At 62.6% G+C, this 23,932-nt stretch carries 22 protein-coding genes; 5 read left to right on the forward strand and 17 right to left on the reverse strand.

Annotated elements, in window-relative coordinates:
• Positions 1 to 90 precede the first annotated feature (90 nt).
• Positions 91 to 834 carry a LytR/AlgR family response regulator transcription factor gene (locus AC5PZ0_RS20940; protein WP_027595125.1) on the reverse strand — a complete coding sequence of 248 codons (744 nt, stop codon included), beginning with the start codon at positions 832 to 834 and terminating at the stop codon, positions 91 to 93.
• A 309-nt stretch (positions 835 to 1,143) separates the two neighbouring features.
• Between AC5PZ0_RS20940 and argH the strand changes: the two genes are divergently transcribed.
• A complete protein-coding gene (gene argH / locus AC5PZ0_RS20945) occupies positions 1,144 to 2,538 on the forward strand; it encodes an argininosuccinate lyase (protein ID WP_493855668.1) in 1,395 nt (464 codons plus the stop codon).
• A gap of 123 nt (positions 2,539 to 2,661) precedes the next feature.
• On the opposite strand, the gene AC5PZ0_RS20950 is transcribed toward argH, so the two are convergent.
• Complete coding sequence (locus tag AC5PZ0_RS20950; protein ID WP_454242684.1) at positions 2,662 to 3,324, reverse strand: glutathione S-transferase; 663 nt, start codon at positions 3,322 to 3,324, stop codon at positions 2,662 to 2,664.
• A gap of 147 nt (positions 3,325 to 3,471) precedes the next feature.
• Here AC5PZ0_RS20950 and AC5PZ0_RS20955 point away from each other — a divergent pair, with 147 nt between their 5' ends.
• Positions 3,472 to 3,771 (forward strand): hypothetical protein, encoded by a 300-nt coding sequence (locus AC5PZ0_RS20955; RefSeq protein ID WP_027595122.1) that lies wholly within the window; start codon positions 3,472 to 3,474, stop codon positions 3,769 to 3,771.
• A 69-nt stretch (positions 3,772 to 3,840) separates the two neighbouring features.
• Positions 3,841 to 4,086 carry a TIGR02647 family protein gene (locus AC5PZ0_RS20960; RefSeq protein ID WP_027595121.1) on the forward strand — a complete coding sequence of 82 codons (246 nt, stop codon included), beginning with the start codon at positions 3,841 to 3,843 and terminating at the stop codon, positions 4,084 to 4,086.
• 27 nt (positions 4,087 to 4,113) lie between these two features.
• Here the strand turns inward: AC5PZ0_RS20960 and AC5PZ0_RS20965 are convergent, their stop codons facing one another.
• Entirely contained in the window at positions 4,114 to 6,057 is a 1,944-nt protein-coding gene (locus AC5PZ0_RS20965) for an FTR1 family protein (RefSeq protein ID WP_493855669.1), read from the reverse strand.
• Between the two features lie 207 nt (positions 6,058 to 6,264).
• On the opposite strand from AC5PZ0_RS20965, the gene AC5PZ0_RS20970 reads away from it, so the two are divergent.
• Positions 6,265 to 7,761, forward strand: a complete 1,497-nt coding sequence (locus AC5PZ0_RS20970; protein ID WP_493855674.1) for a Fic family protein — start codon at positions 6,265 to 6,267, stop codon at positions 7,759 to 7,761.
• A 33-nt stretch (positions 7,762 to 7,794) separates the two neighbouring features.
• Here AC5PZ0_RS20970 and AC5PZ0_RS20975 read toward each other — a convergent pair whose 3' ends face one another.
• The 8 genes from AC5PZ0_RS20975 to AC5PZ0_RS21010 all read right to left on the reverse strand — a co-directional run bounded on the left by AC5PZ0_RS20975 (position 7,795) and on the right by AC5PZ0_RS21010 (position 14,813).
• Positions 7,795 to 8,043, reverse strand: coding sequence for a DUF3077 domain-containing protein (locus AC5PZ0_RS20975; RefSeq protein WP_027595118.1), 249 nt, complete (start codon positions 8,041 to 8,043; stop codon positions 7,795 to 7,797).
• Between the two features lie 16 nt (positions 8,044 to 8,059).
• Entirely contained in the window at positions 8,060 to 8,314 is a 255-nt protein-coding gene (locus tag AC5PZ0_RS20980; RefSeq protein WP_274887223.1) for a hypothetical protein, read from the reverse strand.
• Positions 8,315 to 8,721: 407 nt separating this feature from the next.
• Positions 8,722 to 10,143, reverse strand: coding sequence for an efflux transporter outer membrane subunit (locus AC5PZ0_RS20985; RefSeq protein WP_186681800.1), 1,422 nt, complete (start codon positions 10,141 to 10,143; stop codon positions 8,722 to 8,724).
• Positions 10,140 to 11,015: an efflux RND transporter periplasmic adaptor subunit gene (locus tag AC5PZ0_RS20990; RefSeq protein ID WP_099428035.1), complete on the reverse strand. Its 876-nt coding sequence runs from the start codon at positions 11,013 to 11,015 to the stop codon at positions 10,140 to 10,142. Before AC5PZ0_RS20990 ends, AC5PZ0_RS20985 begins: the two co-directional genes overlap by 4 nt.
• Positions 11,012 to 11,224, reverse strand: a complete 213-nt coding sequence (locus AC5PZ0_RS20995) for a DUF1656 domain-containing protein (RefSeq protein ID WP_027595114.1) — start codon at positions 11,222 to 11,224, stop codon at positions 11,012 to 11,014. The genes AC5PZ0_RS20990 and AC5PZ0_RS20995 overlap by 4 nt, the downstream gene beginning before the upstream one ends.
• On the reverse strand, positions 11,221 to 13,308 hold the full coding sequence (locus tag AC5PZ0_RS21000; protein ID WP_027595113.1) for an FUSC family protein: 2,088 nt from the start codon (positions 13,306 to 13,308) through the stop codon (positions 11,221 to 11,223). Before AC5PZ0_RS21000 ends, AC5PZ0_RS20995 begins: the two co-directional genes overlap by 4 nt.
• Entirely contained in the window at positions 13,305 to 13,757 is a 453-nt protein-coding gene (locus AC5PZ0_RS21005) for a MarR family winged helix-turn-helix transcriptional regulator (protein ID WP_085273902.1), read from the reverse strand. Before AC5PZ0_RS21005 ends, AC5PZ0_RS21000 begins: the two co-directional genes overlap by 4 nt.
• A gap of 261 nt (positions 13,758 to 14,018) precedes the next feature.
• On the reverse strand, positions 14,019 to 14,813 hold the full coding sequence (locus AC5PZ0_RS21010; protein ID WP_027595111.1) for a tetratricopeptide repeat protein: 795 nt from the start codon (positions 14,811 to 14,813) through the stop codon (positions 14,019 to 14,021).
• Positions 14,814 to 15,019: 206 nt separating this feature from the next.
• Here AC5PZ0_RS21010 and AC5PZ0_RS21015 point away from each other — a divergent pair, with 206 nt between their 5' ends.
• Complete coding sequence (locus AC5PZ0_RS21015) at positions 15,020 to 15,580, forward strand: WYL domain-containing protein (RefSeq protein WP_027595110.1); 561 nt, start codon at positions 15,020 to 15,022, stop codon at positions 15,578 to 15,580.
• Between the two features lie 117 nt (positions 15,581 to 15,697).
• Here AC5PZ0_RS21015 and AC5PZ0_RS21020 read toward each other — a convergent pair whose 3' ends face one another.
• From AC5PZ0_RS21020 to AC5PZ0_RS21045, 6 genes are all read right to left on the reverse strand, one after another.
• Entirely contained in the window at positions 15,698 to 16,561 is an 864-nt protein-coding gene (locus AC5PZ0_RS21020; RefSeq protein ID WP_027595109.1) for an ABC transporter permease, read from the reverse strand.
• Positions 16,562 to 16,575: 14 nt separating this feature from the next.
• Positions 16,576 to 17,439: an ABC transporter ATP-binding protein gene (locus tag AC5PZ0_RS21025; RefSeq protein ID WP_265970040.1), complete on the reverse strand. Its 864-nt coding sequence runs from the start codon at positions 17,437 to 17,439 to the stop codon at positions 16,576 to 16,578.
• Between the two features lie 6 nt (positions 17,440 to 17,445).
• Positions 17,446 to 18,465 carry an ABC transporter substrate-binding protein gene (locus tag AC5PZ0_RS21030; protein WP_085273906.1) on the reverse strand — a complete coding sequence of 340 codons (1,020 nt, stop codon included), beginning with the start codon at positions 18,463 to 18,465 and terminating at the stop codon, positions 17,446 to 17,448.
• A gap of 18 nt (positions 18,466 to 18,483) precedes the next feature.
• Positions 18,484 to 19,383 (reverse strand): TauD/TfdA dioxygenase family protein, encoded by a 900-nt coding sequence (locus AC5PZ0_RS21035; protein WP_493855670.1) that lies wholly within the window; start codon positions 19,381 to 19,383, stop codon positions 18,484 to 18,486.
• A gap of 200 nt (positions 19,384 to 19,583) precedes the next feature.
• Entirely contained in the window at positions 19,584 to 19,925 is a 342-nt protein-coding gene (locus tag AC5PZ0_RS21040; RefSeq protein ID WP_027595105.1) for a hypothetical protein, read from the reverse strand.
• 163 nt (positions 19,926 to 20,088) lie between these two features.
• Positions 20,089 to 23,932, reverse strand: a 3,844-nt coding sequence (locus AC5PZ0_RS21045; RefSeq protein WP_493855671.1) for an immunoglobulin-like domain-containing protein, incomplete at its 5' end; no start/stop codon positions are given.

The following is a 23,932-nucleotide window of genomic DNA, read 5'->3' on the forward strand; positions in this document are numbered from 1 at the left end:
AACAGCTCCGGCGGCATCACCAGCAGATGCGGGTCAATGGCTATGTACGTCCCATGCGCGGCCGTGGGCAGCGGCCGCGCAAAGACGTGGTCAGAGCGTCTGCATCATCTTGCGCACGCCAGCCACATGGCGCCGGCTGACGGTCAGGGCATCGCCGTCCAGGCCTTTGAGAAACAGCTGAAAATGCCCAAGCGGGGTGCGCTGCAGGCGTTCGATACGCTCGCGGGCCACCAGCGCGTTGCGGTGGATACGCACGAAGCGTTCGCCAAATTCGTCTTCCAGGGCCTTGAGGGGCTCATCGAGCAACACCTCACCGCCCTCGTGGCGCAAGGTCACGTATTTGTGGTCAGCGATGAAATAGATAACCTGGGGCAAGGGAATCAGCTCGATGCCCTTTCGCGTTCGCGCACTGATATGGCTGCGCGGGCCGCCGCCTTCATTGGCCGGCCGGGTGAGCGCCGCCAATTGGGCGCGGTTGGGCTTCTCGGCCTTGCGCAGCGCATCGCGCAACGCCTGAGGCTGGAAGGGTTTGGTCACATGGCTGAGGGTGCTGTCCTTGAAAGCCTCTGTGCCGTATTCATCGTCGCCGGTGCAAAACACCACCGAGGGCGGCGCTTCGCGCTCGCACAGGCGAGCAGCGACCTGAAGGCCATCCAGGCCAGGCATGCCGATGTCCAGCAGGACCACATCGGGCTTTAGGCTTTCGATCAGCGCCAGGGCCTCCTCGCCGTTGGTGGCGCTTGGCTCCAGCACGGTATAACCCTCTAGTTCGCCGAGTAGCCTACTGAGGCGTTCACGGCCTTGGGGTTCGTCATCAACGATCAGGACATTCATAATTGCGCTGGATTCCTGAATGAGTCTCGCACAGGTGTAGCGTAGACAAGTGTGGTTCGAGCGACACTGCGTGTCACGCTCTAGACCGGTGCAATGGCCAAAGATTCACTCGGCCGGCAGATTCACTGCCAGTCCTCTGTCCAACTGTAGACGGTCCGTGGAACACTGCCGTTCAATCCTGCAAATCCTTGCTTGCTCGTTTGCCTGCCCATTTGCCGTCATTTCTCTCGACCGGCGTCCTGCGGCAGCCAGCCCAACCCTGCTATTATCGGCGCCACTTTTTCGTTCACGCCTGCAATGAGTGAATCCATGAGCACCGACAAGACCAATCAGTCCTGGGGCGGCCGCTTCAGTGAGCCCGTCGACGCCTTCGTCGCCCGTTTCACCGCTTCGGTCGATTTCGACAAGCGCCTGTACCGCCACGACATCATGGGTTCGATCGCCCACGCCACCATGTTGGCGCAGGTCGGCGTGCTCAGCGATGCCGAGCGCGACACCATCATCGATGGCCTGAAGACCATCCAGGGCGAGATCGAGGCCGGCAACTTCGACTGGCGCGTCGACCTTGAAGACGTGCACATGAACATCGAGGCACGCCTGACCGATCGCATCGGCATCACCGGTAAAAAGCTGCACACCGGCCGCAGCCGCAACGACCAGGTCGCCACCGACATCCGCCTGTGGCTGCGCGACGAGATCGACCTGATCCTGGCCGAAATCACCCGCCTGCAACAGGGCCTGCTGGAGCAGGCAGAGCGTGAAGCCGAGACCATCATGCCCGGCTTCACCCACCTGCAAACCGCCCAGCCGGTCACCTTCGGCCACCACTTGCTGGCCTGGTTCGAAATGCTCAGCCGCGACTACGAGCGCCTGGTCGACTGCCGCAAGCGCACCAACCGCATGCCCCTGGGCAGCGCCGCGCTGGCCGGCACCACCTACCCGATCGACCGCGAGCTCACCTGCAAGCTGCTGGGCTTCGAGGACGTATCGGGCAACTCGCTGGACGGCGTTTCGGACCGTGACTTCGCCATCGAATTCTGCGCTGCCGCGAGCCTGGCGATGATGCACCTGTCGCGCTTCTCCGAAGAGCTGGTGCTGTGGACCAGCGCCCAGTTCCAGTTCATCGACCTGCCTGATCGCTTCTGCACCGGCAGCTCGATCATGCCGCAGAAAAAGAACCCAGACGTGCCGGAGCTGGTACGTGGCAAGAGCGGCCGCGTGTTCGGCGCCCTGATGGGCCTGCTGACCCTGATGAAAGGCCAACCGCTGGCCTACAACAAGGACAACCAGGAAGACAAGGAACCGCTGTTCGACGCCGCCGATACCCTGCGCGACTCGCTGCGTGCCTTTGCCGACATGATCCCGGCCATCAAGCCCAAGCACGCGATCATGCGTGAAGCGGCCCTGCGCGGGTTCTCCACCGCCACTGACCTGGCTGACTACCTGGTACGCCGTGGCCTGCCGTTCCGTGACTGCCACGAAATCGTCGGCCACGCGGTGAAGTATGGCGTGGACACTGGCAAGGACCTGGCCGAGATGAGCCTGGACGAACTGCGCCAGTTCAGCGACCAGATCGAGCAGGACGTGTTCGCTGTGCTGACCCTGGAAGGGTCGGTCAATGCCCGTGACCACATTGGTGGTACCGCACCGGCGCGGGTGCGTGCGGCCGTGGTGCGCGGCCAGGCGCTGCTGGCTTCGCGCTAACTGCTTGTTGTAGGAGCAGCCTTGTGCTGCGAAGAGGCCGGTGCAAACACCATGGATCTAAGGCGTTTGCACCGGCCTCTTCGCAGCACAAGGCTGCTCCTACAGGTTCAGCGCTAGCTACAGTTAGCGCTTGCCGCTACGAATCATCTCCATGAAGGCCGGCATCGCCGCGTCCTTGTCTGCCAGGATCCGCGCCATGTGCGGGTTCTCGCGCATTTTCTCCAGCAATGCCTTGGCCTCGGGGAAGTCCGCGAGGAAGTCGAGGTTCAGCACCTTCTTGCCCACCGCGTAGGCCAGGTCGACCGAGAAGCAGAACATCAGGTCGGCAATGGTCAGCTGCTCACCCGCCACATAGGGTGCGAAGCGCCCATTGCGCTTGAGCGTGGCGAAGCCTGCCAGCAGGTCGGCACGGGCGCGTTCCTTGATCAACGGCTCCACCGCCATGCCAAAGAAGGACTCGGCATAGCAGGTACGCGCCGGCAGCTCGATGTACAGCTCGATTTCCTTCAGCAGTTCACGCACCTTGGCCTGCTCGAACGGGTCGGTTGGCAGTAGTGCCTTGCCGCCTTGGGTCTGCTCGATGTAGTCGAGGATCACACTGGTTTCGCTGATGAAGCCGTGCTCGGTTTCCAGTACCGGTACCTTGCCCCGCGGGCTGACTTCCAGTGCCTTGGGCGCCTGGCCGCCGTAGAAGGTGACCTCCTCGAAAGGCAGGCCTTTTTCCAGCAGCGCCAGCTTGACCATGTTGTAGTAGTTACTGACCGAGAATCCGTGAAGCTTGAGCATGGGGTAACAGCCTCCAGGCCGTATGGGGATGGCCCGGCTTTTATAGCCCCTGCGCCAGCGCCTGACCAGCGTCATGCACCCGGTCGATGACCGGACATTGCCAGCACAGGCGTGGCAAACTGTATGCCCCATCACAGGAGTACCGCCATGAGCGAGCCCACCGACATCGACAATGACGACGAAGCCTTCGCCGAGGCAACGCTGACACAGGCCATCGAGAACCAGATCGAAAGCGGCGAGCCGCCGGCCGCCAAAGCCACCTTCAACAAGCTCACCCTGGTAGGCTACGCGCGCGAGGACATCCTCAACCTGATGGCCCATGTGTTGGCCTTCGAGATCGACAACATGCTGGTGGAAGACCGCGCCTTCAATAGCGAGTGGTATGAAAACGCCCTGCGCGCCCTGCCCGAGCTGCCACCTGAGATGGATCAAGGCGACGACGAATAACCCGACTACACTCGAAGGTCAGGCACCGATGACGGTGCCGCCATCCTCGTCTGGAAGTCAGGAGTCGCCATGTCCTTTACCCCCGATCTGATCGCCGAACTGGAAGTCCTCGCGCTGTTCAAGCACGACAGCAGCCAGGAAGGCATCAAGATAAACAGCCACGCCTCCCCTGCCCTGATCGCGGCCGCTCAGCGCCTGTTCGAGAAAGGGCTGACCGATCAACCCGATGGTGGCTACCTGACCAGCCTGGGTCATGACGCCGTCGACAGTGTTCAACTGCTGCAGAACATTCTCAAGGCGCCACAACCGGCCTGATCGAACAGGTATACCAGGAGGGCGGCCTTAGCTGGCCGCCGCCCTGCGCTTCTCGGCCAACCGCGAGCGCCCGTACAGGAACACGATGGCCAGCAATGCCACCGCCTGGGCTGCCAGCGAGTAGGCATCGGCATGAATGCCCAGCCAGTCGAACTCGAAGAACGCCACCGGCCGCGTGCCCAGCACCCCGGCCTCTTGCAGTGCCTTGACGCCGTGCCCGGCGAACACCACAGACAGCGCGCACAACAGCGCCGCGTTGATGCTGAAGAACAGCGACAGCGGCAGCTTGGCCGAACCGCGCAAAATCACCCACGCCAACCCCACCAGCAGCACCAGCGCCGTGGCGCCCCCTGCCAACACCGCCTGATGCCCGGCAGGCCCCGCCTGCAGCCACAGGGTTTCGTAGAACAGGATCACCTCGAACAGCTCGCGGTACACCGAGAAGAACGCCAGCATGGCAAAGCCAAAGCGCCCGCCGCCACTGACCAGGCTGTTCTTGATGTAGTCCTGCCAGGCCGCAGCGTGGCGTCGGTCGTGCATCCATACCCCCAACCACAGCACCATGACCGCAGCAAACAGCGCCGTGCAGCCTTCCAGCAGCTCGCGCTGGGCACCGCCCACGTCGATCACATAAGCCGCCAGGGCCCAGGTGGCAAAGCCGGCAACCAGCGCCAGGCCCCAGCCGATATTGACGCTGCGTACAGCCGACTGCTGGCCGGTGTTGCGCAGGAAGGCCAGGATCGCCGCCAGCACCAGAATCGCTTCAAGGCCTTCACGCAGCAAAATCAACAGCCCGGAAATGTAGCTCAGCGACCAACTCAGGCCATCGCTGCCCAGCAGTTTGGCGGCCTGGCCGAGCTTGGTCTTGGCTTCGTTCAGGCGCTGCTCAGCCTGGGCCACCGGCAAACCATCCTGAAGCGACTGGCGGTAAGCCATGAGGGATTTTTCGGTGTCTTTGCGCGCTTGGGTATCGATGTTGTCCAGCGAGCTTTCCACCAGCTCGAACCCTTCCAGGTACGCGGCCACCGACAGGTCATACGCCTGGTCGTGATCGCCTTCGCGGTAGGCGGCCAGGCTTTTATCCAGGGTGCTGGCGGTGTACTCGAGCAACTGCGCCGGGCCGCGTTTGACCTGCGGCGGCTGGGCACGCTGGGCACGGAAAGCGTCCAGCGCACTGGCACCTTCGTTGGCCGCGACTTCAGCCGGGGTCTGGCGGGCAAGGTCGGCCAGGTTCCAGACCTTGTCACCTTTGGCGGCTTCAGGCTGGGCAGTGAAGCCCGCTACATAGGCAGCGACGTCCCAGCGCTGACGCTCATCGAGTTGATCGGCGAACGATGGCATCTCGGTGCCTTCGATGCCCAGGCCAAGGGTGTTGTACAGGTCGAACAGGCTCAACTGGTCAAGCCGCTCGACGCTGCGCAGGTTAGCGGGCGGCGGTTCCAGGCCGACACCGGCCGGGCCATCGCCGGCGCCGGTATCGCCATGGCAGATCGAGCAGTTCTGCGCATACAGCGAAGCCCCGCGGGCCGGGTCCGGGGTAATCACCGGGGCCTGGCTAACCTCGTAGGCCACCGCCAGGCGCGCGCCCAACTGGCGGGCCTGACGGGCAACGGCGGCGCCTTCATGACGCTGCTCAATGGCCTGGCGCAACCCCTCTACGCCCTGCTCCAGTGCCGTTTGCTCAGCATGCGCCGGCAAACCTTTGACCAGTTCGGCCAGTAACGCAGTGAATTCCTGTTGCTCGCGGTATTCACCCTCGTCGATCACCTTGCCATCGCGCACGGTCGGTGGGTAGTCGGCACCGATGTAATCGAGCAGGTGCAAGGCCTTGGCGGCCTCGGCGGGGGCTTCGGCCAGCACCACGGTGCTGCACAGCGCCAGCACTGGGCCAAGCAGTAAAGCAGGCAGCCAGGCAAGCAGACGGGAACGGGTTTTCATGGCCAGTCTCGGAGGGAATGCGAAAGAGAACATTGTTCACTTCCACTTTCCTTTGCTCAAGGCTCGCCAGCGGATTTCATGAAAAATCTTGCGGCATATTCAAGGGAGGGCAGCCCCAGGAAAGCTGTCACCATTACGTACTCGAGTGAGAAAAAAATTGAGCAATACGCAGAAAATCACAATTTTCCTTGTAGAGTGAGAAAAAGTTTGCCCGATGAAACCGATGTGAGGATTTTCAAGATGAGGGCCGTCGGCTACTCACGCCTGATCCATCACCTGGAACTGACCGCAGTTCCTCTGCGTTACAAAGCAGTCATCGAGCCTGTCACACGCGTTCAGCTTATCGGCCACACACTGGCCGTCCCCGCCGCCATGGCACCAGAACCTGACAACCTTCTCGAACATGTGTTGTTCGCACTGAAACACGAAGGGATCAACCTGGCCGTGCTTGCTCAAGCTTTACCCTTCATCCCGGCCGAGCACTTTGAGTCAGCCTTCACACAGGCACCTAACGGTATCTACGTCAGAAAAGCCTGCTATCTATGGGAAATGTTCACAGGTAAACAGCTTGACCAAGCGGCACGCATACGGGTGCCTTACGCTCCGCTGTTCGACCCGCAACGCTATATCACCAGGCCTGGCCCTCGTAATCAGAAGTGGCGTATCGAGTTCAACGGCCTGGGTGACTTTACCTATTGTGCGACGGTCGAGCGCACGCCCGTTATCACAGGGTTGCTTGAGCACGACATACTCTCAAGAGCAAAAGCTTTCATGGCGGAGCTACCGCCGGTGATGATGGACCGCGCACTCAATTGGGCCTATCTGCACGAAACCAAAGACTCATTTGCCATTGAGCGAGAGGCGCCCTCAGAGAGTAAATCGCGACGTTTTATCCAACTCCTGCGCCAAGCTCATGAACGCCAGCCCCTTACAGAGGAATATCTGGTGGCACTACAGAATGCCACCCTCTCCAACCCCCTCGATTCAGCGGCAGCGTTCAGGCATGAGCAAAACTATCTTTCAGACAGTTCACAGGGTGCGGCAGGGGTGACTTACCTTCCTCCGCCTCCAGCATTGTGCAGAGAGTTGATGGAAAGCCTGATGGGTTTCGCTAATGAAGCGCCGTCGCAGATTGACCCGCTGGTGTGTGCCGCCATCATTTCATTCGGCTTCGTATTGATACACCCCTTCCTGGATGGCAATGGGCGTCTGTCCCGCTTTCTCATTCACCAAGCGTTGTGCAGGGCCGGAGCGTTGGAGAATGGGCTGCTGCTGCCTGTGTCAGTGGCCATGAAACACCAAGAGTTGCGCTACCTTGAGGCATTACAGTCGTTCTCAAGGCCAGTTCGCGACTTCTGGGAAGTTCAGTGGATCGATTTCGGCAAATACAGCTTCGAGTTCAAGGGCCACGAAGCCGTCTATCGTTATTGGGATGCGACGCCGTGCGTGGCCTTCACACTCGACATGGCCAGAATGGCCCTTGAGGTGGAGCTGCAAAAGGAAGCCGATTTCCTGGCCAGTTACGACGCTGTCTATCGGGCAGTGGACAATCAGTATGATGTCCGTGGCAGCGACTTGGCCAACCTGGTGATGATGTGCCTAACCAATGATGGCATCGTATCCAGGAACCGGCGCAAGCAATACCAATACACCGTTCCGGTCGAGGTATTCGACTTCATCGAACAGCAGTCGCAACACATCCTTGCGACACAACGGGCCGAAGCCAAGCAGGAGTGAGCACACTCACTCGCTGCCTTGGCGCTAGTGCACTCAATGCACCCTGTTCATCCCCCGCTCCATATCGTCGATCAATGCCTTGGCCATCTCGCTGAGAATCCGCGCTGCACTGCCGGCCACGCGGTCATTCTCCATTTCCGCTTCGGTGGTCAGGTGGCGGATGCAGCCGAGCAGTACGGACAGCTGAGAGAAGGCGTGGTTGAAGGGGACGTCAGGTTGCAGGCGGAACAGGTCGAAGGTTTCCTCGCCTGCGGTGGAAGACGCTGTGGGGTCGTCGCGCATTGTGTTGGTCCTCGGCTCAGGCGCTGGCGCGGGTGTGGTCGCACAGGGCGTTGATCATCCGGCACAACAGGCGGATGTTCATGCCCATCGCGTCACGCATCAGGCCAGGGCTGCTGTCTAGCAGGGCGGAGGTGGTCTGCTCCACAGTCAGGGTCAGGGCGCGGATCAGCAGGTCGCACGTTTCGGCGCAGGGAGGGTCTTGGAGCGTGATGAGGGGTGGGTCGAGCAGAAGGAGGGTTGAGGGCGGTGGGTCGGGGACGATTTTTTTCATGGTGGGGCACCTATGGCATGCGGATAGGTAACTGCCTTCCTTTTCGTCTCACGGATCTGGGTGGCAGTCATACGCGGGGTGAGACCCGGGTCCATAGGCATACCCGGCCAGACCGAAGCCTGCCCGCGTACGACCGCCATTAAGCGATGTGCTATAGAACCGGGTGTCTCACGCCCGATCGCCTTGCGAGGCGACCCGAGGACATTATTCCTGGGGCATCTCCCCGCCTAGACAGCACCTTCCGACAGGCGCGTAGGATAGTTCGCCTGATAGCGAGAGCTGAAGCATTTGGTTTCAGATTCGGAAATGTCTTACGGCTTCAAGATGTTCGCCGTCAGATTTTCAGCGCTCTTGAGATCGAGCGCCGCAACCCTGTCGCCAAACACCTTCTCGCCACCACGCAATGATCAAGGTTTGCCAGCAGCCCCCTTCCATCCCCCACCCAGCGCCAAAAACACCCCAATCTGCCCCACCGCCACCTGGCTATTCGCCGCCGCCAACTGCGCGCGCATATCGGTATACGTCCGCGTCGCCTGCAAATCCGCCAGGAACGACTCACGGCCAGCCTGGTAATACCGGTGCGTCTGGTCCGCCGCTTCCTTGGCCGACTTCTCTGCCTCGGCCAATGCATCACGCCGGTCGAGCAAGGCGCTGTACTGCGCCAGCCGGGTCTGGGTCTCGCGGATGGCGTTCAGCACCACGCCGTCGAAATGCGCCAGCGCCGCTTGGGTGGAGGCTTCGGCCATGCGGATGCGGGCACGGGTGCCGTTGGTGGGGATGGTCCAGCTGATCTGTGGGCCAAAGCCCCAGCGGTTGGTGGAGGGCTCGCCAAGGTTCTCGAGGATACCGATGGTGCCCACCTGGGCGCCGATGCTGATGTCCGGGTACAGCGCGCCCGTGGCCACGCCAATGTATGCGGTGGCGGCCGCCAGTTGGCGCTCGGCCTGGCGCACGTCGGGGCGGCGTTTGAGCAGCGCGGCACCGTCGCCTACCGGGATCAGTTGGGCCAGGTGCGGCAGTTCGGCGCAATCGGCGGTGCCGGCGGGCAACTGCTCGACCGGTTTGGCCAGCAGTGCAGCGAGGGTATACAAGCCCGTCTCGCGCTCGGCTTTGAAGCGTGGCAGCTCAGCGCGCAGGGATTTGAATTGGGTCTGCGAGCGGGTGACCTGGGTTTCGTCGCCACGGCCGGCATCGCGCAGGCGCTGGTTCAGCTTTACGCCTTGCTCCTGCAGGTCCAGCGACTCGCGGGCAATGTGGTATTCCTCGTTGGCCGAGCACACCTGGGTGTAGGCCTTGACCACATCCGCCACCAGGGTGATGCGTGCGGTGTCCGCGGCGGCCTGCACCGCGTCGGCGTTGGCCTTGGCCGCCTCGGTGCCGCGCTTGAAAGTGCCCCACAGGTCGAACTGGTAGGAGGCGCTGATGATGGCTTCACCGATATTGGCCACGGGTACCTTCTCGGGCAGCAAAAAGGCCTCGCCAGACTCCTGCAAGCGCTGGGCGCCAGCCTTGATGCCACCACTGAAACCGCCCTGCGATTCGGCCACTTCGACTTGGGCGCGGGCCTTGGCGATGTTGGCTGCGGCCACCCGCAGCTCGGTATTGGCGCTCAATGCCTGGCGCACCAGTTGGTTGAGGCGCTGATCCTGATACAGCTGCCACCAGTCTTCGGGCACCGGCGCCGATACCACACTGTCGGCGTCCTGGCGCAGCGGGCCGTTGAGGTCGCTGCGCTGCACGGCCGCGTCTTTCGGCACTTCGTAATCCGGGCCAACCAGGGCACAGGCACCGAGGGACAGGGCCATGCCCACCAGCATCAGGCGTTTCATGGGCGCTTGTCCTCGATGATCGACACCGTGGCCGTGCGCCCGGCGATCATGCGGAAGTCTTCCGGCACTTCGTCGAAGGCGATACGCACCGGAATCCGCTGGGCCAGGCGCACCCAGCTGAACGCCGGGTTGACGTTGGGCAGCAGGTTGGCGCCGCTGCTGCGGTCGCGGTCTTCGATGCCGGCGGCAAAGCTTTGTACGTGGCCGCGCAGGCGGGTGTTGTCGCCCATCACGCGGATGTCCACGGCATCGCCGATGTGAATGCCACCGAGCTTGGTTTCTTCGAAGTAGCCATCGACGTGATACGAGGCGCTGTCGACCACCGACAGCACCGGGCGGCCGGCGGTGACGAATTCGTGGTTACGCGGGGCGCGGTCGTTGAGGTAGCCATCCACCGGGCTGCGCACCACCGAGCGATCGAGGTTGAGCTGGGCGGTATCGACGGCCACCTGTGCCTCGTTGACCGCCGAGCGGGCGCGGGCTTCGCGGGACTGGCTCTCTTCCAGTTGCTCGGCCGCGACCAGGTTGCCCAGCTTGCGGTTACGGCGCGTCTCGCGGGCAGCCTGGGCCAGGGTTTCCTCGCGCTCGGCGAGGGTCGCCTTGGCCTGGCGCAGGGCCAGGCTGAAGCGGTCCTGGTCGATGGTGAACAGCACGTCGCCGCGCTTGACCACCTGGTTGTCACGCACCTCGACCTTCTGGATCAGCCCGGACACATCCGGGGCGATCTGGATCACATCGGCGCGGATGTGACCGTCGCGGGTCCAGGGGGCGAACAGGTAGTAGCCCACCATCTGCCACACGAGCACGGCGGCGAAACTCACGACCAGCAAGGTCAGGACCACACGGCCCAGGGTCAGCAAAGGTTTTTTCATGGCAGCATCAGGTTTCGGCAAAAGTGGTCGACCGCGCCCAGCATTACGGCGTAGAGGGCAACGTTGAACAAAGCCCGGTGCCAGACCAGGCGGTAAAAATGCAGGCGCACGAGCAAGGCGTGCACGCCTAGAAACAGCAGATAGGTGAACACCATCATCACCAGCAGCGTGGGCAGGAACACCCCGCTGATATCCAGATCACCGATCACAGTGGGGCTCCATCGATGCCGGGGGGCAGTTGCGGTTGTTCGGTCGGCTCGAGCATCACTTCGACCCCAGGCAGCAAGGCCAGGCGCAGGCCACTCAGGGCATGCAGCAGGTGCACGCGGGCATCGCCACGGTCGTTGTGGTCGTCCAGCGCCAGCCCTTGCCGCGCGCGCTCCATGTTGCGCAGCAACGTGGCCGGTGCGTGCAGGCGTTGGTTGGCGCGCAGGCAAGCGGCGTAGTGGGCGCCGACTTCCTCGATGACCGTCGCCAGGCGCTCACGGGCCTGCGGGTTGGCGCGGGGCATGTAGGCCAGCAGGTCGAGCAGGTTCAGGCCCACGCGCAGGTCACGCAGTGCCACACCGCTGTCCTGGCCGGTCTGCGACAAGCGCGGCAGGTGCTGCATCAGGCGGTCGAGCATCTGTACGCCCACCTGGCGGTGTTCGGCCAGGGTGGCGGGCTGGGTCATCTCGACGATGTCGCGCCAGGCGAAGCGGGTCATGCGCTTGGCTGCCAACTCGACGCCGAACGGGCGCAGCAGCAAGGTCCAGATGAACGCGAACAGCAGCCCCACCGGGCCGGCCAGGTTGGCGTTGATGAAGGTCAGGAAGTCTGCGTCGTACGCGCCCTGGATGCTGATGAAGGTGGCGGTGTTGACGATAGTCAGCAAGGTGCCGAGGTAGAAGCGCGGCTGCACGGTCAGCGTGCCGACGCAGATGAACGGCACGGCGAATGCCAGCACCAGCATCGGGAAGTCGTGCAGGTTGGGCAGCACCAGGAACAGGTAGACGCTGGAGAAGATCACCGACATCAGCGTCCAGAAGAAGAACCGGTAGATCTGCGGCGCCGGGTCGTCCATCGCGGCAAAGAAGCTGCAGGCCACGGCCGCGAGGATGACCGCACTGCCGCCGTCGTTCCAGCCGAGCAAAATCCACAAGCCGCTGGCGACGATGATCGCGGTGACAGTGGAGAACACCGAGTACAGCATCAGGCCCCGGTCGAAGAAGGGCGTGAGGCGGCTCAGGCGCCAGTGGCGGTAAGCGGCGCGCCAGGGCGTGGCGTCGTCCTTGCGCAGGGCGTGCTGGAGGGTGCAGCAGTCTTGCCAGAGGTCGACCCACTCGGTCAGGCGATACAAGGCGTTGGACAGCAACAGGCCGGCGCGCTGGTCCAGTGCGGCGGCGCTGGGTTGCAGGCGGGTGATCTGCTCGTGCAAGGCGGCCCAGGGCGCCAGTGAGGCATCGTCGGCAGTGCCTTTGAGCCACTCGCGGGCCTCGGCCAGCAACGGTTGCAACTGGGCGAACTGCACGGGCGCGCGGCCTTCGAGGGCGACCAGGGCGTCGTCCAGGGCGTCGATCACCGGCAGCAGGTGGATCATCCGCCCACGCAGCTCGCTGGCGTTCTTCAAGGTGTGAGGGCCGGCACCCTCGTGGCCGAGCTGGCCGATCATCATTTCCAGGGTGTTGAACGTGGCCACCATCGAGGCACGCATGCCGCCCACCTTGTCGGCGGCAACGTCACGGGCCAGGTAGGTATCACTGTAGCGGATCGCCTCGGCAAACCAGTTGCCGGTCGAGCCAACCACCACCGGGGCCAGGCGGCGCGGCCAGAAGATTGCACCGACCACGGCCGCGCAGACGATGCCCAGGCAAATTTCCTGAGCCCGCGACGAGGCCACATCGAACACCGCGGTGGGGTTGTCGACCACGGCCAGGGCAATCATCGGTAGCGTGTAGCCCGCCAGCATCAGCACGTAGTTGTTGGCGGTGCGCAGGTTCAGCGAGAGGAACAGCAAGGTGCCGGTCCACAAGGCGATGGCGACGCTCAGCAACAGCGGCGATTGCACCAAGGGTGGCACCAGGAATATCGCCCCGCCGGCCCCGAGCAAGGTGCCCAGGGCGCGGTACAGGGCCTTGGAACTGGTCGGGCCGACGAACGGGCTGGAGACGATGTAGACGGTCGCCATCGCCCAGTACGGGCGCGGCAGCTGCATGAGCAGGGCAATGTACAGGGCGATCATCGACGCGGCGAAGGTGCGCACGCCGTAGAACCAATCGCGGGCTGGGGGGACCGAGCTGAAGAATCCGTTCATGCTGCCCCGCCGGGTGTGCCGAGGCCGGCGGCTTCGAACGCGCGCAGCACGCGCAAGGCGGCCTCAAGGTCAGCCTGGTCGATGCCCTGCAGCACCTCACGGCGCAAGCGCACCAGCTCGGCTTCGATGGATTCGGCCAAGGCGCGGCCTTCGGCGGTCAGGCTCAGGGCCTTGGCGCGGCGGTCGAGAGGGTCCTCGCTGCGGCACACCAGCCCGGCTTTGCACAGCTGGTCGAGCAGGCGTACCAGCGACGGGCTTTCGAGGCCAGCGGCCTGGGCCACCGCCACCTGATGCACGCCGTCGCCCAGGCGCACGATCATCAACAGCGGCGCGGCGCAGGCTTCAGAAATGCCATAGCCAGTCAGGGCCGCGTGGCAGATGCGCCGCCAATGGCGAGCGGCAACCACCATGCCGCTGCTGACTTGCAGGCGCAGGAGATCAAGGGTCATGAAGGGAACCAAGGATATTCATAGTTTGCTAACTATCAATATACGCCTCGCCCTCCCCCTGTCGTCAACAGTGGGCGACGGGTAGCGTGGGTGAAATTCTGTTCATGCGTGGTCTTTAGCCCGTGAGAGCAACTGTGTTGCACATTCCCTGTGGGAGCGGGTTTACCCGCGAACACCGGCGAAGCCGGTGCCATGTACCGCGTTGCCTGCTTCGCGGGTAAACCCGCTCCCACAGGGCCCGCGACCTCCCACTGCACAGGTTCAGGGCTGGACCTGGTCTTCCAGCTTCATCGTCAGCGCCAGCGTGCTGCCCATCTGCACGGCCCGGTCGCGCCAGTCGAGGTAACGCGCGCGGTCGCGGCTGCTGAAGTGCACCGCCAGCTCCTCGGCCGCCTGCATCACCCCTGCCGCAGCCGCCAACTCAAGCCAATACAGCGCGCCTTTGATATCGGCCTCCACATACAGGCCATGCATCAGCCGGTACCCCACCTCGAACCGGCACCGCGCTTCGCCCCGCTGGGCACCGCGCAAAAACCATTGGTAGGCCTGTATCAGGTCGACCTGCCAGTCCAGGTCGCCATCGCACACTTCTTCTTCATACAAGTCACCGAGCGCGGCGGCAGCATGCAACATACCGCGGTCAAACGCCTGCCGATAACACTCGGCCGCCTGCACGTAGGACGTGTCGATGCCTTTGCCGAAGTAATGCTGCTGGCCCAGGTTGAACCAGGCCGCGGCGTTACCCTGCAAGGCCGCCATGCGCAACAGGTGGCCGGCCAGCACGGTGTCGGCACGCCAGTACTTGCCATTGAGCCAGATCCAGCCGAGGTCATTCAGTGCGGCCACGCTGCCTTGCAGCGCTTGGCGGCGCAGGTCGGCGTACACACCCTGCAAATCGCTGGCCTCGTCCAGGCGGCTGACCAGCAACGACCGCTGGCTGGGCAGCCCGACCCCGGCAAACAGCCGATGACGCCTCCCGGCAGGGGCTGGCGGGGCGATGACCCGCTCTGGCAGAAGACGGGCAAGCAGCGAATGGATATTGCTGGCAGCAGACATGTTCATCCTCATTGAACGACACACAACCTCGACCTCGGCTGTGATGAGGCGTGATTCTGCGTGACGTCACGACAAAACCTGTCGCGAACGATTCGGCACGAGGCAACCAAATGCGACTTCCTTGATCTGAGCAGGCCGTGGCCAATTGCCATGCCCCGCTCGTGCCGCCATCCTATTGCGGCAAGCCTAGACAAGGACGTTATCTTTTGCCGTTCGCCACCACTCGCGCCACCCTCAGTCGTCAGTGGGCGCTGCTGCGCCAACTGCCCAGCCGCTCCCCAGGCATCACCAGCGCCGAGTTGGTGTGGCGCCTGCGTGATGTGGGGTTCAATGTCAGCAAACGCACGGTTGAGCGCGACCTCAACGAGTTGTCGCTGATTTTTCCGCTGGAGCGCAATGACAAGAGCATACCGTTCGGCTGGCACTGGTCGTCGAGTGCCGTGGGCGAGCTGCGCGGCAATTTCGACTTGCTGACGTACTTGCGCGGTGATGCGCTGCAGCCGGCCCAAGGCGAGGGGGTAGAGCTGGTGGCGCGGGTCAGTGATGCCTTGGCGCGGCAGTTGCGCGAGGCGCCGTTGAGCAGCGACATGCAGCTGACGGCGCTGGAGCATGGGCATCGGTTGCGGGCCACGGTAAGCGATGGCTGGCCGCTGCGTTGGTGGCTGCTGAGCCAGGGGGATGGGGTGGTGGTTGAGCAACCAGAGGGGTTGCGCGAAGAGATTGGCAAGATGCTGAGCAATGCGGCGGCTCAGTACCAGAATCCATAGCCTGTATCGGCCTCTTCGCGGGCAAGCCCGCTCCCACAAGGTCATCACCCACCTTGAAGGCGTGCAGCCCCTGTGGGAGCGGGCTTGCCCGCGAAGAGGCCGGGGCTGGCTTACTGGCTAGCGCTGCATCCCCCACCGCCGCACGGTCAGCCGCTCCAGGGTGTTGAACACCAACCCCTCGACCAGCAAACCAATCAAGATCACCACCGCCAACCCGGCAAACACCTTGTCGGTGTACAGCTCGTTGCGGTTCTGGAAGATGTACCAACCCAGCCCGCCCTTGCCGCTGCTGGCGCCAAACACCAGTTCGGCGGCAATCAAGGTGCGCCAGGCAAACGCCCAGCCGATCTTCAAGCCTGACAGAATCGACGGCAAGGCCGCCGGCACCAGGATGTGCAGCACCAGGCGCAGGCCCTTGAGGCCATAGTTGCGACCGGCCATGCGCAACGTCTCGGACACCCCGAGAAAGCCCGCATACGTATTCAGCGCCAGCGCCCATAGCACCGAGTGCACCAGCACGAAGATCAGGCTGTTGTCGCCCAGGCCGAACCACAACAGCGCCAGCGGCAGCAAGGCGATTGCCGGCAAGGGGTTGAACATGGAGGTCAAGGTGCCCAGCAGGTCACGGCCAAGCTGGGTCGACACCGCCAGGCTGGTCAAGCCGAACGCCAGCACGATACCCAGCACATAGCCCTTGAGCAGGATCACCAGCGACACGCCGACCTTGGCGGGCAACTCGCCACTGAGCAGGCCGTCCCACAGCGCAGCAGAGGTTTGCAGAAAGCTTGGCAGCAGCAGGTCGTTGCCTTGATAGCGGGCCACGGCCTCCCACAGCGCGGCGATCACCACCAGGATGACAGCCTTGCGCAGCCAGCCTTGCTGCCACAAGCGCTGGGCTAAGGGCAGTTGGCGTTCCAGAGGCACACTGAGCAGCGGCTCCAGCTGCACCTCGTATTCCTGACGTACAGGTGTAGTGGTCATGGCTGAAGCTCCTGTCAGTAGGCGATACGGATATCGTTGAAGCCAAGGTCGTCGGCCTGCTCGGGCGTGTCCGCCTCATCGAACAACAGGCGATGGATACGCCGGGCACTGGCCTGGAAATCGGCGGCGCCCAGGCTGCCAAGGTCGTACTGATGGCTGTGTACCTCGGCCCGTACCCGGCCTGGGTGCGGCGACAGCAGCAAGATGCGGTTGCCGACCACCAGCGCTTCTTCGATGGAGTGGGTCACAAACAGCAGGGTAAAGCGCACCTCTTCCCACAGCAGCAGCAGCTCTTCCTGCATCTTGCGCCGGGTCAGCGCGTCCAGCGCGGCGAACGGCTCGTCCATCAGCAGGATCTTCGGCTGGGTGGCCAAGGCCCGGGCAATCGCCACGCGCGCCTTCATGCCGCCAGAAAGGGTGTGTGGGTAGGCATCGGCAAAGGCGGCCAGGCCGACTTTGTCCAGGTAGTGCAGCGCCCGGTCCTCGGCCTCGGCACGCTTGAGCTGGCCCGATACCAGCAAAGGGAACATGACGTTCTGCTTTACCGTCTTCCAGGGTGGCAACTGGTCGAACTCTTGAAACACCACGATGCGGTCAGGGCCGGGGCCTTTGACGGGCTGGCCCTGCAGCAGAATCTGCCCTTCCTGGGGCTCGATGAACCCGGCCACGGCCTTGAGCAAGGTGGACTTGCCGCAGCCCGAAGGCCCCAGCAAGACAAAACGGTCGGCGCGGTCGACTTCGAAGCTGACCTGGTGGGTGGCCCGCACCACGCGTTGCGCGGTGCGGTATTCGAGGCTGAGGTTATCCACCGTTAGCAGCGGTGGCGTGGCGACACGGCTCAGGTTGCTGGCCGCGTGGCCTGGCAATGGGGCGGTCATGATCGATCAGCTCCCTTGCAACGGGCGTTCATCCTGGAAGAAGTAATCCTTCCACGACTCCGGCTTGTGCTTGATGGCGCCAACCCGATACAGGAAATCCGCCAGTTTGTAGGTGTTCTTCGGCGTTACCGTGAACTCGTACTGCGGGTTGTCGATCAGCTTGATCAGCACATCGCGGTCGATCTTGGCCTTGGTCACGCGGATGTACGTGTCAGCAGCGGCGGCCTTGTCCTTCTGGGCAAAGTCTGCGGCCTCGGCCAGCGCGTCGACGAAGGCTTTGTAGGTCTTGGGGTTGTCCGTGCGGAATTTTTCAGTGGCGAACAACAGGGTCGGCGAGTTCGGGCCAAGCAGGTCGTAGCTGTTGAGCACAACGTGCACATCCTTGTTGGCCAACGCCTGATCCTGGAACGGCGGGTTGGAGAAGTGCCCGTTCAGTTCGGTGCCACCGGCGATCAGCGCGGCCGTGGCATCGGGGTGCGGTACGGCCAGGGTGTACTTGTCGAGGCGGTTGTATTCCTTGTCGCCCCACTGCTGGGCGGCGGCGTACTGCAGGAAGCGCGACTGCACGGAGACGCCCACGGCTGGCACGGCGATGCGGTCTTTCTCGGAGATGTCAGCGATGGTCTTCACATTCGGGTTGCTGCTGACCAGGTAATACGGGAAGTTGCCAAGCGAGGCGACCGCCTTCACGTTCTGCCGGCCTTTGGTGCGGTCCCAGACGGTCAGCAGCGGGCCAACGCCAGCACCGGCGATATCCACCGAGCCGGACAACAGCGCATCGTTGATGGCCGCGCCGCCCGAGAGCTGGGCCCAGTCGACTTCAATGTCGACGCCCTGTTCTTTACCGTGTTTTTCGATCAGGTGCTGGTCACGCACCACGTTCAACAACAAGTAGACGATGCCGAATTGTTCCGCGATGCGGATTTTGCCTTCGGCCTGGGCCACGGCGGGGGCCGCCAGGCTGCCGACGACCAGGCTCGCGCCCAGGCCAATGCTTGCCGCCAGGCGGCTGATGGATTTACGCATGGTGTGTTTCCTCAGTCGTCAGAACGGGGCATCGCCCTGGATGGTGGTGCGATAGAGCTTGCGCCGCAGGTGCGCGGGGCAGCCGGTGGCGAGGTGGATCAGCGAACGGTTGTCCCAGAACACCAGGTCGTGGGGCTGCCACTGATGGCGGTAGATGTTCTGCTCGAGCACGCTCAGGGCATACAGCTGCTGCAGCACGTCGCGGCTTTCGTCGTCCGGCAGGCCGACGATGCGGGTGGTGAAGCCTTCGCTGACGAACAGCGCCTTGCGGCCGTTTTCCGGGTGGGTGCGTACCACCGGGTGGATCACTTCCTGCACCTGGGCCAATTGCTCGGCGCTGAGGGCCGGGCGCCAGTTGCCTTCGAACTTGGTCTCGGCATACCGGGCCGTGTAGGAATGAGCCGCGTCGCGGCCGGCGATTACCTTGCGCAGGGCTTCGGGCACGGCGTCCCAGGCTTTGTGCATGTCGGCGAACAGCGTATCGCCACCCTCGCTGGGCAGCTCTTGGGCATGCAGCATCGAACCCAGGCTGGGGAGCTCTTTATACGACAGGTCCGAATGCCAGAACTTGCCAGCATCGCCCAGGCCGACGTTGTGACCGTCTTCGACGATGTTGGAAACGATCAGGATTTCGGGGTGCCCGGTCAGCAGGAACTGCTTGAGCACATGAATCTGCAGCTCGCCGAAACGGCGGCTGAAGCTGATCTGTTGCTCCGGGGTGATGCGCTGGTCGCGGAACACCAGTACATGGTGATCGAGGTGGGCGCGATGAATTTGGGTGAAATCCTCGGCGTTGACCGGTCGGGTCAGGTCCAGGCCGATGATCTCGGCACCGACGGCACCGGAGAACGGGCGGATTTCAAAGCTTTGCGGCTGGGCGCTGTCGATGGACGACAAGGCGTTCGAGGCGGCGGACATGGTTCACTCCCACGCAGTGCGCGACGTCAAAGGCGCGCAACGATCAGAAACGCACGGGGATTTCCCGTGTGGGTTCAAGTCGTGCGGCGCATCGATTGGTCGACGGGTACGCAGTGGGAGCAACTATAAAGTCATAAGAAAGATATTTTAAATATCTTTAATGAATAACCATATCACTGTAGATCGGGGCTGATCCGCGGTCAGATCAACCCGCCCTGCTCTTCTTCATCGATCAGGTTGTTCAGGCTGCCCAGCGCCTTACGCGCCTTGGAACGGTTAAGCAGCTTGGCCTGCGCCCCGGCCGGCAGGTCGGTGATGCTGAACACACCCTTGGCGGTCAGCACATCGATCAAGTCCTCAAGCACGCGGATCATGTCCAGATCACTTTGCTTGAGCTCTTTGAGGCTGTTTTCCACTTCGTCGTCGGCAAACCATTCCTGAACGTCGGCATGGTCAGCAGGGAGTATTTCGGTGAATTCGTCAAAAGAGGCTGCTTCTACCCGCAGCAACTGGCCGCTAGCGTTGCGTTGCACGTAGAACATGGCGGTGTCCCTCGTCACGTTGGTTCCTTGTTGGTAGACAGCAGCATAGGCAAAGATTCCCGGGCACGCAGGCCCGGCGCACGAGTATGCGCTGTCAGGGGAAGGCAGGAAAGAGCCGGCACCCACCCGGGCGGTCGTTTCGACCGCCCGGGTGGGCTGGGCATCAGCTGTCTTTGTTATCGATACGGATGGTCGGGTCGCCACCGCTGATCAACGAGTTGATCGAGGTATTGGACCAGTTGACCCCTTCCAGCTTGATCGTCACATCGGCGTTGGCCAGGCCACCGGTGGCGTTGAGCTTGCCCTCGCTGCTGACCTGCAGCGTCGAGGTGCCGTCCACCGTGGTGATCTTCAGGTAGTTGTCGATGGTGCTGCCCTTCTCGAACTGAAGCAGATCCTTCAGATCGATACGGTCACCCTCGGCCACCTTGAAGTCCTTGATCACGTCGTTGCCGACATCGCCCGACTTCCACACGAAGGTGTCCGCACCGCTACCGCCGATCAGGATGTCATCGCCTTGGCCACCGATCAGGATGTCCTTGCCGGTACCGCCCAACAGGATGTCGTTACCTTTGCCACCATCGAGCGTGTCATCGCCACCTTGGCCGAAGAGGATGTCGTTGCCATTGCCGCCCGACAGGAAATCCTTGCCGTCGTTGGCACCGGAGATATCGAACTCGGTGTAGTGCTCGGTGATGTACTGGTGGACATTGTTGGTGGTGATGGCACTGGCCTCGACACCGCTCTTCTGCGCAACGTACGCCTGCAGGGCTTGGTAGCCCTCGCTGACGACACCGTTGAGGGTGATCAGGTCACCGAAGATGATGTCGTTGCCGTTGCCGCCATCGACCTTGTCGGCGCCTGGCAGGGTCGCCTCGGAATGCCCGAGGATCGCGCTGGCCAGGTTGGATGGGTCGATATTGGCCTGCGGCTTGCCGGCGCTGTCGTATGGCTTCAGGTCAGTCAGGCTGACATCGCTGTTCAAACCAATTGCCTGAACCTTGCTTACACCGTTAGTCCCACCCAAGAGGGCGAAGCTGGCAGATGTGTTGCTCGCCGAATCCGCGTAGTTCCAGGAATCGGCATAACCGGTACCGCCCAGGCCGGAGAACTCGTAGGTGCCATCCCCTTGAGCATGGATCGTCCCGATCGTGCGGGTGGAATCAAGCACCAGGTTGCCCCAACGGTTTTCTGTGTAGGTCAGCACTTTGAGGCTGCCTTCGCTATTGATTTCAACTTTGTGCGTTGCGTCGGCCCAGACACTGAAGGTCTCACCCACCTTGTAGTTGTTGACGTTGACTACGTCATCCAGGTACTTGCCGCCGCTCCACAGGCGGTAGTTGGTCGTTTCATTGGTCTGGTAATAGGTCGGCTTACCGTCGGTGATGAAGTAGGTCAGGTTCTCTGCACCGCTGTTACCGGTAGCCATGGTGCTCTTGAAGAAGTTGGCCGTGGTTTTGAACACATCCTCATAGTTGGTACCACCGCCGTAGCTTGAACCACCCACCATCGAGTCCAGCACCGCCTGAAGCTTGGTCAGTGCGTCGGTATCGGCAAGATTGACCGCCACGTTCTTGTTTACCTGGGTATCGAAGTCGGCGATGAAGATATTCACCGTCCCCGAGGTATCAGCGCCCAGGCTGGCTTTCAGCGTCTGGAACACCGATGCCAACTGGGCCTTGGCCGCGGCGACGGACTGGTTGCTCATACTGCCCGAGCTGTCGACCATGAAGGCAATGTTGTAGTTCTTGCCCGCAACCACGTTCAGGCCAGCCACGTCGGCGACGATGATGTCGTTGCCTTCGCTGCCATTGATGGTGTCATCGCCCGAAGTGCCCACCGTCGCCTTGTAGGTGGCGCCGTAGACAGTGACCGGGATCTTGCCGGTGATGCTGTCCGAACCGCCGAGGCTTTCGGTGGCCGTGGAGGTGACGGTGATGTCGAACGTGCCTTTGTAGTAGGTCGGCGGGGTCAGGGTCAGGCCGCTGAGTTTCCAGCCTGTCACGTCCACCGGCGTACCGCCGACAGTCACGGTGTGGCCCGCGCCATCGCTCAGCACAGTCCCTTTCGGAATGCCGCTGAGGGTCACGCTCAAGGTCTCGGAACCATCGGTGTCGGTCAGGCCGGTGCTGATACCGACCAGCTTGACCGAGCCACCTTCCGGCCCTTCGTTGAGCTTATAGCCGTCGTAGTAGCTCTGGCCATTGACGGTGTGCAGATCGGACACGCCCAGGCCAGCGTTGGCCATCTCGGTCACGTTCTGGTACATCGGGATGTTGCTGCTGCTCAGGTCGGTGACGGCACCGGAGCCCGCCTGAATGTTCAGGTCATAGCTACCAGGGCCTGATTGGTTGGCGTGGTAAACCTCGATCGGGTAGTAACCGCTGGACGTTGGGGTGAAGGTGCCAGAAATCTGGCCACCCGCGCCCCAGGTCGCAGTTACCACGGTCTTGCCACCAATGGTGACCACCAGGCTGTCATCGGCGATGCCGCTGAAGGTGTAGGTCTTACCGGCTTCCAGGAACAGCAGACCCGACGTCTTCGAACCGGTGCCAGCGGTGACGCTGCCATCGGACTGCACGTTGGTGGTGGTCGCGCTGGAGGTAGCACTGCCGGAGTTGGCGAAGACCGTTTTCAGCGCATCGCCAGTGATGCCGTTGCCGTCGGTACCCAGCCCTTTGAGGGTGGTCCAGACTTCCTTGGTCAGGCCTTTGGACGCGACATCGGTACTGCCAATCGTCAGGGTCGGTTTGTCGGCCACCGGGCTGATGTCGACCTTCATGGTCACTTCGCTGCCCAGGTTGGTGCCGTCGTTCGGCGTGTACTTGAACTGCGCGTAGTCAGCCTGTTTGTTGCCGACACCCGAGCCACCATAGCCGTCGGTGCCCGACTCGTTCGCCTTCGGCACAAACTTCAGGTAGTTGCTGGTGATGTCGGCCTGGCTGACGACCTGGCCCGCTTTCACATCGACCCATGCGGTGCCGTTGTAGAACTTCAGGCTACCGTCGACCGGCAGCGAGGTGATGGTCACGAACAGGCCGGTGTTGCCATCGGCATCGGTAACCTTGAAGTCGTTCCAGGTGAACAGGTAGTCGGTGTCTTCCACGCCATTGACCGCGCCGCCAGTCGAAACCGGCAGGTGGTCGTTGTCGAGGATGTTGGTGGTGACACTCGCCTTGGTGCTATCGACCTGCAGGTTCTCGAAGTTGCCACCGGTGGCAGCGCCGATGGTCACGGTGAAGTTCTCGGTACCTTCAACCAGCTTGTCGTCGATGGTCTTGATATCGAACGTGACGCTGCTGCTGTTGGCCGGGATCTTCACGGTGGTGACCGCGGTGTAGTCCTGGCCGTTAGCGGTGCCGCTGTAGGTCAGGGTAACGGTGACTTCCGCCTTAGCCGGGTTGCTCAGGGTGAGGGTGTATTTGCCGGTTTCACCTTCGGTCAACGAGGTGGTGCCGGTGATACCGATGGTGGTCACATCGCCCTGGTTGCCAGTGCCTGGGGTGCCGACACCTGGCTCGTCGTTGACCACGGTGGTGGCCGTGGTCTTGTCCAGGGTCAGTTGCTCGAACTTGCTGGCACCCGCGCCGCCGACGGACTGCAGCGCCAGGCCGACAGAGGTCTGGCCGATATAGACATCATCCGGCGCAGCCACGTTGACGAAGCCTGTTGCACTGTTGGCCGGCACGTTGATGACGGTTTTGCCGTCGCTCAAGGTGAAGGTCAGGGCGCCGTGGTTGTTGATCGGCAGGCCATCTTTGCTGGTCAGAGTAACGGTGTAGGTGATCACACCGCCTTCGGTGACCGACGGCGTGGCGGTCAGCTTGGCGATGACTTCGTTCGAAGTGTCCTTGATGTCCAACGAAGCCGAAGGCTTGCTGACCACCAGGTTCTCGAACTGGCGGCCATCCGGCACGCTGGTGCCGGTGATGCTGACGGTCAGCGAGCCGGCATCGACGTACACGTCTTCGCCTTGGGCGTCGTGGGTGAAGATGGCCGAGGTTTCA

The organism is Pseudomonas sp. 5.2 (assembly GCF_059025405.1).

Excerpts from the sequence above, each read along its gene's own strand:
- AC5PZ0_RS20940 (WP_027595125.1), bottom strand. The coding sequence starts at position 834 with ATGAATGTCCTGATCGTTGATGACGAACCCCAAGGCCGTGAACGCCTC.
- argH (WP_493855668.1), top strand. The coding sequence starts at position 1,144 with ATGAGCACCGACAAGACCAATCAGTCCTGGGGCGGCCGCTTCAGTGAG.
- AC5PZ0_RS20950 (WP_454242684.1), bottom strand. The coding sequence starts at position 3,324 with ATGCTCAAGCTTCACGGATTCTCGGTCAGTAACTACTACAACATGGTC.
- AC5PZ0_RS20955 (WP_027595122.1), top strand. The coding sequence starts at position 3,472 with ATGAGCGAGCCCACCGACATCGACAATGACGACGAAGCCTTCGCCGAG.
- AC5PZ0_RS20960 (WP_027595121.1), top strand. The coding sequence starts at position 3,841 with ATGTCCTTTACCCCCGATCTGATCGCCGAACTGGAAGTCCTCGCGCTG.
- AC5PZ0_RS20965 (WP_493855669.1), bottom strand. The coding sequence starts at position 6,057 with ATGTTCTCTTTCGCATTCCCTCCGAGACTGGCCATGAAAACCCGTTCC.
- AC5PZ0_RS20970 (WP_493855674.1), top strand. The coding sequence starts at position 6,265 with ATGAGGGCCGTCGGCTACTCACGCCTGATCCATCACCTGGAACTGACC.
- AC5PZ0_RS20975 (WP_027595118.1), bottom strand. The coding sequence starts at position 8,043 with ATGCGCGACGACCCCACAGCGTCTTCCACCGCAGGCGAGGAAACCTTC.
- AC5PZ0_RS20980 (WP_274887223.1), bottom strand. The coding sequence starts at position 8,314 with ATGAAAAAAATCGTCCCCGACCCACCGCCCTCAACCCTCCTTCTGCTC.
- AC5PZ0_RS20985 (WP_186681800.1), bottom strand. The coding sequence starts at position 10,143 with ATGAAACGCCTGATGCTGGTGGGCATGGCCCTGTCCCTCGGTGCCTGT.
- AC5PZ0_RS20990 (WP_099428035.1), bottom strand. The coding sequence starts at position 11,015 with ATGAAAAAACCTTTGCTGACCCTGGGCCGTGTGGTCCTGACCTTGCTG.
- AC5PZ0_RS21000 (WP_027595113.1), bottom strand. The coding sequence starts at position 13,308 with ATGAACGGATTCTTCAGCTCGGTCCCCCCAGCCCGCGATTGGTTCTAC.
- AC5PZ0_RS21005 (WP_085273902.1), bottom strand. The coding sequence starts at position 13,757 with ATGACCCTTGATCTCCTGCGCCTGCAAGTCAGCAGCGGCATGGTGGTT.
- AC5PZ0_RS21010 (WP_027595111.1), bottom strand. The coding sequence starts at position 14,813 with ATGTCTGCTGCCAGCAATATCCATTCGCTGCTTGCCCGTCTTCTGCCA.
- AC5PZ0_RS21020 (WP_027595109.1), bottom strand. The coding sequence starts at position 16,561 with ATGACCACTACACCTGTACGTCAGGAATACGAGGTGCAGCTGGAGCCG.
- AC5PZ0_RS21025 (WP_265970040.1), bottom strand. The coding sequence starts at position 17,439 with ATGACCGCCCCATTGCCAGGCCACGCGGCCAGCAACCTGAGCCGTGTC.
- AC5PZ0_RS21030 (WP_085273906.1), bottom strand. The coding sequence starts at position 18,465 with ATGCGTAAATCCATCAGCCGCCTGGCGGCAAGCATTGGCCTGGGCGCG.
- AC5PZ0_RS21035 (WP_493855670.1), bottom strand. The coding sequence starts at position 19,383 with ATGTCCGCCGCCTCGAACGCCTTGTCGTCCATCGACAGCGCCCAGCCG.
- AC5PZ0_RS21040 (WP_027595105.1), bottom strand. The coding sequence starts at position 19,925 with ATGTTCTACGTGCAACGCAACGCTAGCGGCCAGTTGCTGCGGGTAGAA.